This is a genomic window from Comamonas granuli NBRC 101663, from assembly GCF_000739995.1.
GTDB lineage: Bacteria > Pseudomonadota > Gammaproteobacteria > Burkholderiales > Burkholderiaceae_C > Simplicispira > Simplicispira granuli.
On sequence record NZ_BBJX01000002.1, the window covers coordinates 93,322 to 107,206 of the forward strand.

The 13,885-nt window shown below is 67.8% G+C and carries 13 protein-coding genes; 4 read left to right on the forward strand and 9 right to left on the reverse strand.

The window, feature by feature from the left end; translation table 11 throughout:
* Positions 1-113 precede the first annotated feature (113 nt).
* The 5 genes from CGR01S_RS02155 to CGR01S_RS02175 all read right to left on the reverse strand — a co-directional run bounded on the left by CGR01S_RS02155 (position 114) and on the right by CGR01S_RS02175 (position 5,989).
* Complete coding sequence (locus tag CGR01S_RS02155; protein WP_042421934.1) at positions 114-794, reverse strand: anaerobic ribonucleoside-triphosphate reductase activating protein; 681 nt, start codon at positions 792-794, stop codon at positions 114-116.
* Between the two features lie 9 nt (positions 795-803).
* Positions 804-986, reverse strand: a complete 183-nt coding sequence (gene nrdD / locus CGR01S_RS02160; RefSeq protein WP_042421936.1) for an anaerobic ribonucleoside-triphosphate reductase — start codon at positions 984-986, stop codon at positions 804-806.
* Between the two features lie 85 nt (positions 987-1,071).
* Positions 1,072-3,090, reverse strand: coding sequence for a ribonucleoside triphosphate reductase (locus CGR01S_RS02165; protein WP_042421939.1), 2,019 nt, complete (start codon positions 3,088-3,090; stop codon positions 1,072-1,074).
* Between the two features lie 134 nt (positions 3,091-3,224).
* Positions 3,225-3,635, reverse strand: a complete 411-nt coding sequence (locus tag CGR01S_RS02170; RefSeq protein ID WP_042421941.1) for a hemerythrin domain-containing protein — start codon at positions 3,633-3,635, stop codon at positions 3,225-3,227.
* Between the two features lie 53 nt (positions 3,636-3,688).
* On the reverse strand, positions 3,689-5,989 hold the full coding sequence (locus CGR01S_RS02175; protein WP_042421943.1) for a nitric-oxide reductase large subunit: 2,301 nt from the start codon (positions 5,987-5,989) through the stop codon (positions 3,689-3,691).
* Positions 5,990-6,231: 242 nt separating this feature from the next.
* Between CGR01S_RS02175 and norR the strand changes: the two genes are divergently transcribed.
* The 4 genes from norR (at position 6,232) to CGR01S_RS02195 (ending at position 10,635) form a co-directional block, all read left to right on the forward strand.
* A complete protein-coding gene (norR, locus tag CGR01S_RS02180; protein WP_042421946.1) occupies positions 6,232-7,821 on the forward strand; it encodes a nitric oxide reductase transcriptional regulator NorR in 1,590 nt (529 codons plus the stop codon).
* Between the two features lie 101 nt (positions 7,822-7,922).
* Positions 7,923-9,206, forward strand: a complete 1,284-nt coding sequence (locus tag CGR01S_RS02185; RefSeq protein ID WP_042421948.1) for an AAA family ATPase — start codon at positions 7,923-7,925, stop codon at positions 9,204-9,206.
* A 177-nt stretch (positions 9,207-9,383) separates the two neighbouring features.
* Complete coding sequence (locus CGR01S_RS02190; RefSeq protein ID WP_042421950.1) at positions 9,384-9,929, forward strand: hypothetical protein; 546 nt, start codon at positions 9,384-9,386, stop codon at positions 9,927-9,929.
* A gap of 7 nt (positions 9,930-9,936) precedes the next feature.
* Positions 9,937-10,635: an RNA ligase family protein gene (locus tag CGR01S_RS02195; protein WP_042421952.1), complete on the forward strand. Its 699-nt coding sequence runs from the start codon at positions 9,937-9,939 to the stop codon at positions 10,633-10,635.
* On the opposite strand, the gene CGR01S_RS02200 is transcribed toward CGR01S_RS02195, so the two are convergent.
* Genes CGR01S_RS02200 through CGR01S_RS02215 form a run of 4 tightly spaced genes read right to left on the reverse strand, consistent with a single transcriptional unit; the run spans position 10,609 to position 13,880 of the window.
* Positions 10,609-11,307, reverse strand: coding sequence for an ABC transporter ATP-binding protein (locus CGR01S_RS02200; RefSeq protein ID WP_245616740.1), 699 nt, complete (start codon positions 11,305-11,307; stop codon positions 10,609-10,611). The genes CGR01S_RS02195 and CGR01S_RS02200 overlap by 27 nt on opposite strands.
* A 22-nt stretch (positions 11,308-11,329) precedes the next feature.
* Positions 11,330-12,076: an ABC transporter ATP-binding protein gene (locus CGR01S_RS02205; RefSeq protein WP_042421956.1), complete on the reverse strand. Its 747-nt coding sequence runs from the start codon at positions 12,074-12,076 to the stop codon at positions 11,330-11,332.
* The gene (locus tag CGR01S_RS02210) at positions 12,073-13,014 is read right to left on the reverse strand and encodes a branched-chain amino acid ABC transporter permease (RefSeq protein ID WP_042421959.1); all 942 of its coding nucleotides are present in this window, start codon (positions 13,012-13,014) and stop codon (positions 12,073-12,075) included. Before CGR01S_RS02210 ends, CGR01S_RS02205 begins: the two co-directional genes overlap by 4 nt.
* Positions 13,014-13,880 (reverse strand): branched-chain amino acid ABC transporter permease, encoded by an 867-nt coding sequence (locus CGR01S_RS02215; RefSeq protein WP_042421961.1) that lies wholly within the window; start codon positions 13,878-13,880, stop codon positions 13,014-13,016. The genes CGR01S_RS02210 and CGR01S_RS02215 overlap by 1 nt, the downstream gene beginning before the upstream one ends.
* Positions 13,881-13,885 lie beyond the last annotated feature (5 nt).

Sequence of the window (13,885 nt, forward strand, 5' to 3'; positions counted from 1 at the left end):
GCCACGAGCTGGCACTATCCACGGACGCGGCATGGGCGCATAGCGCCATTTAGGAACGACCTCGTGACTAATCCGAACGATGCACGCCGCGGCCGCCGGTGGCAGCGCGGCCTTCAGGCGCGCAGCGCGAAGTGCTGGAACAGCGGCTGCAGGCGGTGCTGGTGCGCGTGCAGCGCGGCCTGCGCGCGCGCGGCGCTGCCCGGCGCGCGCGCATCCGCACAGGCCTGCAGCACCCAGTGGCGCACGCCCAGGGCGGCCAGCTCCTCGCCCAGGGACAGCAATTCCTCTGCGGGGAACAGCCCGGGGTGCCAGGTGGTCCGGCACTCGTGCGTCACGCCGCTGGCCAGCAGCCGCGCGAGCGACTGGCGCACGCGCGCACCGGCGCCGCGCGCGGCGGCGATGGCGTCCAGGCGCGCCCACGGCGCCTTGATGTCCAGCCCCACCCAGTTCAGCAGCGGCAGCACGGCCGCCAGGCGCTCGGGGTACATGCCGCCGGTGTGCAGCGCGGTGGCGTAGCCCAGGGCGCGCACGGCGGCCAGCGCCTCGGGCAGCGCCGCCTGCGCCAGCGGCTCGCCGCCCGAGAACACCACGCCGTCGAGCAGGCCCCGGCGCTTGTGCAGAAAGGCCCACACCGCCTCCGAGCCCAGGGCGCCGGGCGCGCTGGCGTCGAGCAGTTCCGGGTTGTGGCAGTAGCCGCAGCGCCAGGGGCAGCCCTGGCAGAACACCACGGCCGCGAGGCGGCCGGGAAAGTCGATGCTGGTCAGCGGCGTGAGGCCGCCGATGCGCAATGCCATGGCCGCGCCTCAGCGGGCCTCGGCGAAGAACTGACGCTCGTTGTGCTCGCCCTGCTTGCCGATGTTGAAGCTGGCCACGGGGCGGTGGTAGCCCATGACGCGGGTCCAGACCTCGCAAGGCTGGCGTTCGGCGTCGCTGAGCTGCACGTCAGCAAAGGCCGCGGCGCTTGGTTCGGGGGTGTGGTGGTTCATGCGGAACTCCTGGGGGGTGAATGAATTGCTATGGATTAAATAGCTGCTGGCGCTTATCCATCAAGCGCCAGAGCCACTTTTTGCTTCAAGCCGCGAGTCGCTCGCGCTTGGCCTGCAAACGCTCGGCGTCGCACTTCGGGCAGAACGGGTGCTCGCCCTCCAGGTAGCCGTGCGTGGGGCAGATCGAGAACGTAGGCGTGACCGTGATGTAGGGCAGGCGGAAGTTCGTCAGTGCCCGCCGCACCAGCTCGCGGCAGGCCGCGCCGCTGGACAGGCGCTCGCCCATGTAGAGGTGCAGCACGGTGCCGCCGGTGTACTTGGACTGCAGCTCCTCCTGGCGCTCCAGCGCCTCGAAGGGGTCGTCGGTGAAACCCACGGGCAGCTGCGAGGAGTTGGTGTAGTAAGGCTGGCTCGCGGTGCCGGCCTGCACGATGGCGCTCCAGCGCTTCTTGTCCTCCTTGGCAAAGCGGTAGGTCGTGCCCTCGGCGGGCGTGGCCTCCAGGTTGTAGAGGTGGCCGGTTTCTTCCTGGAAATCGACGATGCGCGCGCGCACATGGTCGAGCAGGCGCACGGCGAGCTGGTGGCCGCGCGCGCTGGTGATGTCGTGCGCGTCGCCGGTGAAGTTGCGCACCATCTCGTTGATGCCGTTGACGCCCAGCGTGCTGAAGTGGTTGCGCAGCGTGCCGAGGTAGCGCTTGCTGTAGGGGAACAGGCCCTGGTCCATGAGGCGCTGGATGAGTTTGCGCTTGGTCTCCAGGCTTTGTTTGCCGAGTTCGAGCAGACGGTCGAGCGCGGCCAGCAGCGCGGGTTCGTCGCCCGCGTGCAGAAAGCCCAGGCGCGCGCAGTTGACGGTGACCACGCCGATGCTGCCGGTCTGCTCGGCGCTGCCGAACAGGCCATTGCCGCGCTTGAGCAGCTCGCGCAAATCGAGCTGCAGGCGGCAGCACATGGAGCGCACCATGTTCGGCTCCAGCTCCGAGTTCACAAAGTTCTGAAAGTACGGCAGGCCGTACTTGGCGGTCATCTCGAACAGCGCGGCGGCGTTGTCGCTCTCCCACGGGAAATCCTTGGTGATGTTGTACGTGGGGATGGGGAAGGTGAACACGCGGCCCTTGGCGTCGCCCGTGGTCATCACGTCGATGTAGGCGCGGTTGATGAGATCCATCTCGGCCTGCAGCTCGCCGTAGCAAAAGGGCATTTCCACGCCGCCGATCACGGGCACCTGCGCGCGCAGGTCTTCGGGGCAGGTCCAGTCGAAGGTGAGGTTGGTGAACGGCGTCTGCGTGCCCCAGCGCGAGGGCACGTTGAGGTTGTAGACCAGCTCCTGGATGCACTGGCGCACGGCCGCGTAGTCCATGCCGTCCTTGCGTACGAAAGGCGCCATGTAGGTGTCGAACGATGAGAACGCCTGCGCGCCCGCCCACTCGTTCTGCAGCGTGCCGAGGAAGTTGACGATCTGCCCCACGGCGGAGCTCATGTGCTTGGGGGGCCCCGCCTCCACCTTGCCGGGCACGCCGTTGAGGCCCTCGTGCAAGAGTGTGCGCAGCGACCAGCCCGCGCAGTAGCCGCTGAGCATGTCGAGGTCGTGGATGTGCAGGTCGCCGCTGCGGTGCGCCTCGCCGATCTCGGGCGTGTAGACATGCGAGAGCCAGTAGTTGGCCGTGACCTTGCCCGCCACGTTGAGGATCAGCCCGCCGAGCGAATAGCCCTGGTTGGCGTTGGCGTTGACGCGCCAGTCGGCGCGCGTGAGGTACTCGTTGATGGACGACTCCACGTTCACCAGCGTCTGGTGGTCGGCGCGCAGCGTGGCGTGGCGGTCGCGGTAGGCGATGTAGGCGCGCGCGGTCTGCAGGTGGTTGGCGGCGATCAGCGTGTGCTCCACCACGTCCTGGATCTGCTCGATGCCGGGCGCCTCGCCGTGGAAGCGGTGGATCAGCACCTTGCCCACCTGGGCGGCCAGGAGCTGCGCCTCGTCGGCGCCGAACTCGCCTGTGGCCTGGCCGGCGCGGGCAATGGCCGACTGGATGCGCCCGGCGTCGAAGGGCGTGCGCGCGCCGCTGCGCTGCAGGACCTCGCGCGGCAAGGGGGTGACGGGGGATTCCATGGCTACCTCCGGGACTAAATCACTAAATATAGTGTTTATGATGCATTGCAAGCACTATAGGTAGTTTGATCAAAAACAAAAAGACCCGCCAACGGGGGTGGCGGGCCAGAGCCGGGGCCGGCGCGGCTGGGAGGCTACAGCGCCTCGATGCGCGGATAGAACTCGTGGTTTTCGCGCTGCATGCGCTCATGCACCAGGCGCAGCACGCGGTTGGCGTCGTCGCGGAAGCCCTGCTCGTCGCGGCGCAGGCTCTCGGCCAGGTTCCAGCGGCGCGCAAAGGCCTCGTAGGCCTGGGCGATGGGGCCCATGTCGCGCTGGTATTCCTGGCCCATGCGCGCCAGAACGGGGTTGTTGCCACGCTGCAACGCAGGGTACAGCGCCTGGTCTTCCACGGCCAGGTGCAGCTTGATGGTGGAGCTCATGGCCACGATGAGCCGGGCGATCTCGGCGGCGTTGTGCGCCACCCCCGCATGCGCGAGGCTGCGCAGGGCGGCGATGCTGCCCAGGATGCTCACGTGCTGGTGTTTGAATTTGTCGATGTTCATGGGTTTCTCCGTTGCAAAGACGGCGCGGGCGGCCGGCCCCCCGCGCCCAAGGATCAGCGCCGCGCGCCGGCCAGCGGGGCTCCCGTGGGTTCGGCCGGGGTGCGCGTGCCGAACACGCCGATCACCACCTGCCAGGCCATGGCGAGCGCGCCGACGATGAAGACCACGTCGCCGAAGGTGCGCACCCAGCGCAGCTGCTGCAGCAGCGGCTGCTGCATGAAGGCTTCGCTGCGCGCATGCCACAACCCCTCGGTGAAGCTGGCGTGGAACTGGATCAGGCCTATGGGCAGCAGGCTGGTGGCGATCATCAGCACCAGGCCGGCGTTGAGCCACCAGAAGCCCGTCTTCATGAGGCGCTCGTTGAACTCCAGCTCCGGACGGATGTAGCGCAGCACCAGCAGCGTGAAGCCCAGCGCCAGGAAGCCGTACACCCCGAACAGCGCAGCGTGCGCGTGCACCGGCGTGGTGTTCAGGCCCTGGATGTAGTAGAGCGAGATCGGCGGGTTGATCATGAAGCCGAACACGCCTGCGCCCAGCATGTTCCAGAACGCCACGGCGACGAAGCACATGAGCGGCCACTTGAGCCGGGCCATCCACGGCGCGCGCTGCTGCAGGCTCCAGTGCTCCCAGGCCTCATGGCCCAGCACGACCAGCGGCACCACCTCCAGCGCGCTGAAGGCCGCGCCCACGGCCATGACCGGCGTGGTCGTGCCCGAGAAGTACAGGTGGTGGAAGGTGCCGGGCACGCCACCCAGCATGAACAGCGAGGCCGAGGCCAGGCTCGCCGCCGTGGCCATGCGCGGCGACACCAGCCCCAGCGTGGAGAAGATGAAGGCCAGCGCCGTGGTGGCAAAGACTTCAAAGAAGCCCTCCACCCACAGGTGCACCACCCACCAGCGCCAGTACTCCATCACCGACAGGTGGGTGCGCTCGCCGTAGAAGAAGCCCGCGCCGTAGAACAGGCCGATGGCCACCACCGAAGCGGTGAGCAGCGCCAGCAGGTTCTTGTCGCCGCCGGGCCGGCGCAGCGCCGGCACGATGCCGCGCAGCATGAGCACGAGCCAGAACGCGATGCCGGCAAACTTGCCGATCTGCCACAGGCGCCCCAGGTCCACGAACTCATAGCCCTGGTGGCCCAGCCAGAAGTTCCATTCGGGCGGCATGATCTGGGCAATGGCCAGGTAGTTGCCCACGAACGAGCCCACCACCACCACGACCAGCGCCCAGAACAGCACGTCCACGCCCAGCTTCTGGTAGCGGGGGTCCTTGCCGCCGTGGATCAGTGGCGCGAGGAACAGGCCTGCGGCCAGAAAGCCCGTGGCGATCCAGAACAGCGCGCTCTGGATGTGCCAGGTGCGCACCAGTGCGTAGGGGAACCACTGCGAAACGTCCAGGCCGTAGAACTTCTGCCCCTCCACCGTGTAGTGCGCGGTAAAGCCCCCCAGCAGGACCTGGAAGGAGAACAGCGCCACCACCAGGAACAGGTACTTGCCCAGGGCGCGCTGCGAGGGCGTGAGCGCGATGCGCGCCAGCGGGTCGTGCGGCGGGGCGGCGGGGTCCTGCTCGTCGTGCTTGCGCAGGAAGGCCCAGGCCCAGATCAGAAAGCCCACGCCGGCCATCATGACGACCACGCTGGCGACGGACCAGATCATGTTCTCCGCCGTGGGCTGGTTGCCCACCAGCGGCTCGTGCGGCCAGTTGTTGGTGTAGGTGGCGCCGGTGGCGCCGCCGTCCTGGGCGGGGCGCTCGGTGGCGGCGGCCCAGGCCGTCCAGAAGAAGAAGCCCGCCATCTGTGCGCGCCGCTCGGCGCTGGGCAGGGTGTTCTCCTTCATGGCGTAGTGCTCGCGCGTCTTCTGGTACTGCGGCGCGTCGCTGAACAGCGCGCTGTAGTACGCCGCATTGCGCGCCATGGCCTGCGCGCGCAGGGCGGACACCGTCACCGCGCCCGTGGCCGGGTCGTAGGTGTTGGTGCGGTACTCCGTCTTCAGGCGCGCGCGCAGCACGGCCTGGGCATCGGCGTCGAGCTGGTCGAAGGGCTTGCCGTGCTGCTGCTGCGCGGCCAGGTCCAGCCAGGCCAGCAGCTCGCGGTGCAGCCAGTCGGCCGTCCAGTCGGGCGCCTGGTAGGCGCCGTGGCCCCAGATGGAGCCGAGCTGCATGCCGCCCACCGACTGCCAGGCGGTCTGGCCGTCCAGAATGCTCTCTTGCGTGTAGAGCACGCGGCCGTCCTCGGTCTGCACGGTGTGCGGAATGGGCGGCGCGGTGCGGTAGACCTCGCTGCCGTAGTAACCCAGCAGGCTGAAGCAGACGATGAGCACGCCGATCAGCGTGAACCAGAGCTTGCGGTAGTTACCCATGGCGCACCTCCGGGTGGCGCATGTGCTGTGCACGCACGCGCGATGCCTGGGCGGCCTGCCCTCTCTGGGGCCTGTGGATGTTCACGATCGATGTTTTCATGGGGTGGGTGTGCCAGAGTGAATGACGCTACTGCTCTTGCACGCTCCGGGCCAGGTTGGCAGGCCCTGCAAATCAAGGGTTTACCCGTGTCATGGTATGGTTTACCCTAAAACCATTTGGTTTTATTTACCTGAGTCGGGTCATGAACACCCTTTTTGACGCTCCCTGGCTGGTGGACCTGGCCACCCAAATGCCCCCCCAGCAGCGCCTGCAACGCCTCATCGGCGGCCTGCGCGCGCATTTCTGCTGCGGCGCCGTGGCGCTGCTGCGGCTGGAGGAAGGGCATCTGCGCCCCATGGCGGTCGATGGCCTGGTCAGCGAGGCGCTCGGGCGGCGCTTTGCCGTGCACCAGCACCCGCGGCTGGCGGCCATCCTGGCGCGCGCCGGCGAGATCACCTGCTTTGACCACGACAGCAGCCTGCCCGACCCCTACGACGGCCTGCTCGACACCCTGGTGGGCGAGCCGCTGCCCGTGCACGACTGCATGGGCGTGGCGGTGCAGGTAGACGGACGGCCCTGGGGCGTGCTCACGCTGGACGCGCTGCAGACCGGCACCTTCGACGCCCGCGCCCGCGCCGAACTGGCGCGCTGCACCGTGCACGTGCAGGCGGCCGTGCGCGTGACGCGGCTGGAGCAGCAGGTGCAGGCGCTCAGCCGCGCCTCCAGCCAGCTCCCGGGCGAATCCGCCGACGAGCAGGACCTGCGCACCGCGCTGGACGACAGCGAGATCCTGGGCCAGAGCGAGGCCCTGCTGCGCCTGCAGCACGAGGTCAAGGTGGTCGCGGGCTCGGACCTGCCCGTGCTGCTGCTGGGCGAGACGGGCGTGGGCAAGGAGCTGTTCGCGCGCTTCCTGCACCGCCACTCGCCGCGCCGCCACAAGCCGCTGGTGCACGTGAACTGCGCGGCGCTGCCCGAGTCGCTGGCCGAGAGCGAGCTCTTCGGCCACCGCCGCGGCGCCTTCTCCGGTGCGGTGACCGACCGGCCCGGGCGCTTCGAGGCGGCCGAGGGCGGCACGCTGTTCCTCGACGAAGTGGGCGAGCTGCCCCTGAGCGTGCAGGCCAAGCTGCTGCGCACGCTGCAGAACGGCGAGATCCAGCGCCTGGGCGCCGACGAGCCGCGCCGCGTGAACGTGCGCGTGGTGGCCGCCACCAACCGCAGCCTGCGCGACCACGTGCGCGACGGGAGCTTTCGCGCCGACCTGTACCACCGCCTTTCGGTCTACCCCGTGCCCATCCCGCCGCTGCGCGAGCGCGGCGACGACGTGCTGCTGCTGGCCGGGCGCTTTCTGGAGCTCAACCGCGCCCGCCTGGGCCTGCGCAGCCTGCGCCTGTCGGCCGACGCGCAGGCCGCGCTGCGCCGCTACCACTGGCCAGGCAATATCCGCGAACTGGAGCACGTGATCAGCCGCGCCGCCCTCAAGGCCCTGAGCCGGGGCGCGCGCCAGCACCACATCGTCACGCTCGAAGCCGCGCTGCTCGACCTCGATGCCCTGCAGGCCGGCGCCGCGCCGGCCCCCGCGCCCGCAGCGCCCGCAGCGCCCGCCCTGGCGCCAGACGGCGCCGGCACCGCCGCGCCCCGGACGCTGCGCGATGCGCTCGACGCCTGCCAGCGCCACAGCATCCAGGCGGCGCTGGAGCGCCACGCCGGCCACTGGAGCCGCGCCGCACGCGAGCTCGGCATCGACCCGAGCAACCTGCACAAGCTCGCCCGGCGCCTGGGGCTCAAGGCCTGAGCAGAGCCACGGACTCCTTCTGAGCTATATTTTCGATAGCTTGCCGCGCTCGTATTCACTGCCCTGCAGGCCTATTTAACTATGAACCAGAGGACCGCGCGATGATCGACCAGCTCCACCTGCGCCGCATCAAGGCCTGGCACGACAGCGGGCCCGTGCAGCTGGCGCCGGTGACCATGCTGCTGGGCAGCAACTCCTCGGGCAAGTCCACGCTGCTGCAAAGCCTGCTGCTGCTGCGCCAGACGGCCCTGGCGCCCGACCGCAGCGTGCACCTGAACCTGGGCACGGACGAGGGGCGCGACGCGGTGCACATCGGCCGTTTTGCCACCCTGCTGGCGCAGGGCCTGCCGGCCCCGCAGCACTGCAGCATCGCGCTGCAGTGGCAGCGGCCCGAGGGCGAGCGCGGCGCGCGCGGGCGCTACGCCTGCACCTGGGGCGCCACCGCCCAAGGCGCGCCGGTGGTGCAAACCCTGGAGCTGGCCAGCGTGGCGCGCAGCTTTCGGCTCGTGCGGCGCGCGCACGGCGCCTACGCCCTGTATGTGGACGGCGCCACCCGCCCGCGCGGCGTGGGCCCCGAGTTGGCGCCCGAACGCGCCATCGCCCTGCCGCCGCAGGCGCTGGCGCTGCTGGGCGCCGACGCGCAGCACCTGCAGGACCTGAGCCTGGCGCTGTACCGCACGCTCGAATCCCTCATCCACCTCGGGCCGCTGCGCCGCCTGCCCGCGCGCGAGCTCGCCTGGAGCGGCGCCGCCCCGGGCGAACTGGGGCCGGACGGCCAGCACGCCGGCGCCGCGCTGCTCGCCAGCGCCCTGGTGCGCTCGCCGCAGCAGGGCAGCGTGCTGCGCAGTGTGGCGCACTGGCTGGAGCGCATGGGCATGGCCGAGCAGCTCAGCGTGCAACCCGTGGGCCGCACGGGCCGCTACGAACTGCGCGTGCACCACGACGGCGTGGCCGCCAACCTGCGCGACGTGGGCGTGGGCGTGGCCCAGGTGCTGCCCGTGCTGGCCGTGGCCTACAGCGCCGCGCCGGGCAGCACCGTGCTGGTGGAAGAGCCCGAGCTGCACCTGCACCCCCTGGCCCAGGCCGTGCTCGCCGAAATGTTTGCCGAGGTCAGCCAGCAGCGCCAGGTGCAGTTCGTGGTGGAGACGCACTCCGAGCACCTGTTCCGCCGCATGCAGACCCTGATCGCGCGGCGCCAGGTGAGCACCGCGCAGTGCCGCATGCTGTTCGTCGAGCGGCGCGGCGCCCAGGCCGTGCTCACGCCGCTGGACGTGGACGCGTTCGGCGCCGTGCGCAACTGGCCGCCGCGCTTTTTTGGCGACGCCATGGGCGAGGCGCGCGAGCAGGCCCGGGCGCGCTTGCAACGCCTGCGCGAAGAAGCATGACAACCCCCTGGGGCGCTTCGCGCCTTCCCCCTTCTCGGGCAGCGCTGCGCGCTGCGCAAGGGGGACGCCACCAGCGCCTGAACCTTGAGGTACTGGCGGCCCTTGCGCGGTGGCCGCTGGCCTGGCCGCGCCATCTGCATGCAACACAGACACCCTGCACCGAAAGGAACCATTGAGATGCAGGCCCGCCTGGTGGATACCAATGTGCTCATCGTCGCCAGCGCGGCCGACGCGGGCTCGCCCTTTCACGCCGAGGCCACACCCGTGGAGGAAGTCGCCCTGCGCGCGCAGGTGCTGGACTGGCTCGAAGCCTTCGAGGCCGACCCCGCGCGCCACGCCGTGCTTGACGTGGACTGGCTGGTGTGCGGCGAATACCGCCACAAGCTCACCGAGCAGGACTACGGCTGGCTGGCCATGATGCACAAGATGGACCGTGGCGAGGTCGTGTGGGTGGACGTGCTGCTCGACAGGAACGGCAACGCCGTGCTGCCGCCCGAGCTCGCCGCGGCAGTGACCGACCTGGCCGACCGCAAGATGGTGGCCGCCGCGCTGGCGGCGCTCGACGCCGGCCACCCCTGCCGGCTCGTCAACGCCAGCGACACCGACTGGATCGACTGCGAAAGCGCGCTGCGCGCCGTGGGCCTGGAAGTCGAGCACCTGCTGCCCGCATGGCTGCTCGCGCGCTGGCGCCGCAAACACCCGCCCGAACGGCGCGCAAAATAGCCTGTCTATGCCCGAATTCTTCCGCTTCCCCCACACCCCCCACATCGCCTGGCTGGCCACGGGCGCGCCGCGCGACGACAAGGTGCTCTCCGCCGCCGAGGCCGACGAGCTCCTCAGCGGCCCCGTGGTGCTCGAGGAAAAGCTCGACGGCGCCAACCTGGGCTTTTCCGTCTCGCCCGACGGTGTGCTGCGCGCCCAGAACCGCGGCCAGTACCTGCCCCAGCCCTTCCACGGCCAGTTCGCCCGCCTGGGCCCGTGGCTCGCCGCGCACGAGGACAAGCTGTTCGATGGCCTGGGCGCGCACCTGGTGGCGTTTGGCGAATGGTGCGCGGCGCGCCACTCGCTGGACTACGCCGCCCTGCCCGACTGGTGGCTGCTGTTCGACGTGTACGACCGCCAGGAGCAGCGCTTCTGGAGCACCGCACGGCGCAACGCCTGGGCGGCCGAACGGGGCCTGGTCACGGTGCCGCGCCTGCACGCGGGCGAGGCCACGCTGGACCAGTTGCGCGACTGGGTGCACAGCCGCCACAGCCAGTTCCGCCAGGGCCCGCTGGAGGGCATCGTCATCCGCCGCGAGAACGCCGATTGGCTGCAGGCCCGCGCCAAGCTGGTGCGTGCGGATTTCACGCAGACCATCGAGGCGCACTGGCGCACGCGCGCGCTGGAGTGGAACCGGGTGTTATTGCCCCAGAAGGCTGAGGAGTAAATGGGGGTCGCGCACCACCTCGTCGGAGGTGTATGAATCCGAAACGGCCCCCGACTCGACGACATACGCCCGGCTGGAGCACTTGAGCGTCGAATAGACGTTCTGCTCCGCGATCAGGATGGAGCAGCCCTGGTTCACGATGGCCAGGATGGTCTCAAAGAGCTTGTCGGTCATGATGGGAGAGAGCCCGAGCGAGGGCTCATCCAGCAAGAGCAATTTGGGCGCACCCATCAGGGCGCGCGCAATGGCGACCATCTGCTGCTCGCCCCCGCTCAAGGTCCCGACCTCCTGCTGACGGCGCTCACGCAGGATGGGAAACAGCGCCTCCAGCTTGGACAGTTCCTCCTGCAATTGGTGCTTGGACAGCCGGCGCTGGAACGCACCCAGGGTGATGTTGTCCAGCACGCTCATGCGCGGGAATATCTGCCTTCCTTCAGGGCACAGGATCAGGCCATTGCGAACGGCGGTCGCGGTATCCCAGGCACTGCAGTTTTCTCCGTTGAATTCCACCTCTCCCGAGGTCATGGCCTGGACGCCGGAAATGGTCTTGAGCAAGGACGATTTGCCTGCTCCATTGGTGCCAATGAGTGCCACGCACTCCCCCCGTTCCACGCGCAGCGATGCGTTCGACACGGCCACCTTTTTCCCGTAGGAAACGGAAAGTCCGGACACGCTCAGTAGTGCTTGACTCATTTCAGTTATGCCCGAGATAGACTTCACGAACCAGAGGGTTGCTCAGCAAGCTCTCCGGGTTGCCGCTGGCGACATACTTGCCGGCGGCGATGACCGTGATGTCATTGCAGATGTCCATCACCAGGCTCATCTTGTGATCGATGAGCACCAGAGTGATGCCTTTGGCTTTCAGGCTGCGCAGGAATTCCTTCAAAAGGTTCACCTCGGCCTCGATCAAACCGCCCGACGGCTCATCCAGCAAAAGCAGCTTGGGCTGATTCACCAGCGCCATGCCAATGCTCAGTTTCTGGAGCTCCAGGTTGTTCAGGTCGGCGGGATATTTGTCCCGCAGCGGGGCCAGCCCCGTGAGCTCCAGCACCGACGCCACTTGCCGCGCCTCCGCATCGGTCAGCCGGGATCGAATCCAGGACTTGAGCGATGAGGCCGGACCGTACGCGGCCGCCTGCAGGTTCTCCTCCACGGTGTGATGCGCGAACGACTGGGAGGATTGAAACGTTCTCCCAATGCCCAGGCGGCACTTGCGAAATGCACCGAGGGTGGAAACATCCTGGCCCTGGTAGTACACCTTGCCGGCGCTGGGCCGGATGACACCGGCGATCGCATTGAACAAAGTGCTCTTGCCGGCGCCGTTCGGGCCGATCACCCCATAGATGTCGCCGGTGTGCACCGAGAAACTGACCTCAGACACCGCACGCAGGCCGCCAAAGGACTTGCTCAGGCTCTCGACTTTCAAAAGAACTTCGCTCATGCACGCCACTTTCGAATCTGGCCTGTCCAATCGACAAGCTTTCCATAGATGCCCGACGGAGCACGCTGGACCACGACAATCAGAATGGCACCCATGATCACCAGCCGGTACTGCTCCGCATCGCGCAGGATCTCGGGGAGGATGGCAAAAATGAAGGCACCGATGATGATCCCGCCGATGCTGGTGCGCCCCCCGATGATCAGCGCCATCAGCGCAGTGAATCCAAGCTCATAGCCGGTCACGGCCGGGTTGATGTAGGTGAGAAACACCGCATGGAACGAACCCGCGATCGCGGCAATGGACGCGCTGACCACGAATGCCAAAAGCTTGGCGGTCGAGATGTCGATGCCAATGGCGTCCGCCAGCAAGGGGTTGTCCCGGATGGCCCGCAGGCGGCGGCCGAAGGCGGAGCGCATCAGCCAGAAGTAGACGGCGGCGATGATCAGGGCGGCAGTGGCAATCAGAAAATAGAAAGCCAGGGCTTGCTGCTCCGGGAACCCATCGAGCACGCCCGGTTTGGCGATATTGGAGATCCCGAGTTCGCCGTGGGTAATGGCCAGATTCTTGGACGCGATGTGAATGAGCAGCGCAAACGCCATCGTGGCAATCACGAAGTAATGCCCCGCCAGCTTCAGTGTGAGCACGCCGATCAAGAGTCCAAAAAGGGCCGCCAGCGCAATGCCCACGGGAATGCTCCACCAGAAATTGAACCCGTGGTCCACCGTCAGTACCGCGGTGGCATAGGCACCGACGCCGAACAAGGCACCATGCGCCACCGATACCAGACCGGCATGCCCGACGGCGATATCGACCCCGATGAACAGAATGACAAAAATCAGCAGTTGGGTGGCCAGTTGGAGGTGGTAGTCCGATCCGGAAAAGAACGGCACCAGCACAAAGAAGACGACCAGCCACACGAGCAAGGATTTGCGCTCCATCATCCGACCCTCCCGGCCTTGCCAAACACCCCGCTGGGCTTGAATATCAAAATCGCGATCAGGAAAATGATCGAGTAGGCATCGCGGATGTGGGGCGAGAAATACGCAGATCCGAAGGACTCTGTGATGCCGACGAAGAGCCCGGCCACCAGGGCGCCATTGATGGAACCCATACCGGCCATCACCACGATGATGAAGGCCTTGAGGACCAGGAAATCCCCCATCGTGGGATAGACCTGAGAGATGGGCGCCAGCAGCCCGCCAGCCACCGCCGACAGACCACTGCCCACCGCCATCGTCAGCATCGCGATCTTGCGCGGCGAGATACCCACCACGAGCGCGCCGAACGGGTTCTGTCCGGCCGCACGGATCGCGCGCCCCAGGCGCGTCTTCGTCAGGAAGACGTTCAGGCCAATGACCGCCAGCAGGACGCCGGCGATGATGATCAGGCGCTGATAGGTGACCCGGGCCCCCATGATTTCCACCGCACCGGCGACCGGCGGCTCCACCACCATCGGGTTGGGTCCGAAGGCCAGCAAGGCAATGCCTTGCAGTATCAGCAGCAAGCCGAAGGCTGCGATGAACAGCGTGGCATGGGGCTTGTCGCGAAGCGGTTCGAAAACCAGATGCTGCACGATTGCGCCCAGCCCCATGCCGACCAGAACCGACAACGCCAGGGCCGTAAAGTACGAAAACTCGTTCGATGTCAGGTAGGCCAGCGCATAGGCCGAGATCATCGCATGCGCGCCAAAGGCGAATTGCGGTATTTCCAGGACCCCGAATACCAGCGCCAGTGACACTGCCACAAGTCCGTAGACACACCCTGCCATCAATCCATTGGCAAGAATTTGGGCGAAATCGTGCATGACCT

Excerpts from the sequence above, each read along its gene's own strand:
- CGR01S_RS02155 (WP_042421934.1), bottom strand. The coding sequence starts at position 794 with ATGGCATTGCGCATCGGCGGCCTCACGCCGCTGACCAGCATCGACTTT.
- nrdD (WP_042421936.1), bottom strand. The coding sequence starts at position 986 with ATGAACCACCACACCCCCGAACCAAGCGCCGCGGCCTTTGCTGACGTG.
- CGR01S_RS02165 (WP_042421939.1), bottom strand. The coding sequence starts at position 3,090 with ATGGAATCCCCCGTCACCCCCTTGCCGCGCGAGGTCCTGCAGCGCAGC.
- CGR01S_RS02170 (WP_042421941.1), bottom strand. The coding sequence starts at position 3,635 with ATGAACATCGACAAATTCAAACACCAGCACGTGAGCATCCTGGGCAGC.
- CGR01S_RS02175 (WP_042421943.1), bottom strand. The coding sequence starts at position 5,989 with ATGGGTAACTACCGCAAGCTCTGGTTCACGCTGATCGGCGTGCTCATC.
- norR (WP_042421946.1), top strand. The coding sequence starts at position 6,232 with ATGAACACCCTTTTTGACGCTCCCTGGCTGGTGGACCTGGCCACCCAA.
- CGR01S_RS02185 (WP_042421948.1), top strand. The coding sequence starts at position 7,923 with ATGATCGACCAGCTCCACCTGCGCCGCATCAAGGCCTGGCACGACAGC.
- CGR01S_RS02190 (WP_042421950.1), top strand. The coding sequence starts at position 9,384 with ATGCAGGCCCGCCTGGTGGATACCAATGTGCTCATCGTCGCCAGCGCG.
- CGR01S_RS02195 (WP_042421952.1), top strand. The coding sequence starts at position 9,937 with ATGCCCGAATTCTTCCGCTTCCCCCACACCCCCCACATCGCCTGGCTG.
- CGR01S_RS02205 (WP_042421956.1), bottom strand. The coding sequence starts at position 12,076 with ATGAGCGAAGTTCTTTTGAAAGTCGAGAGCCTGAGCAAGTCCTTTGGC.
- CGR01S_RS02210 (WP_042421959.1), bottom strand. The coding sequence starts at position 13,014 with ATGGAGCGCAAATCCTTGCTCGTGTGGCTGGTCGTCTTCTTTGTGCTG.
- CGR01S_RS02215 (WP_042421961.1), bottom strand. The coding sequence starts at position 13,880 with ATGCACGATTTCGCCCAAATTCTTGCCAATGGATTGATGGCAGGGTGT.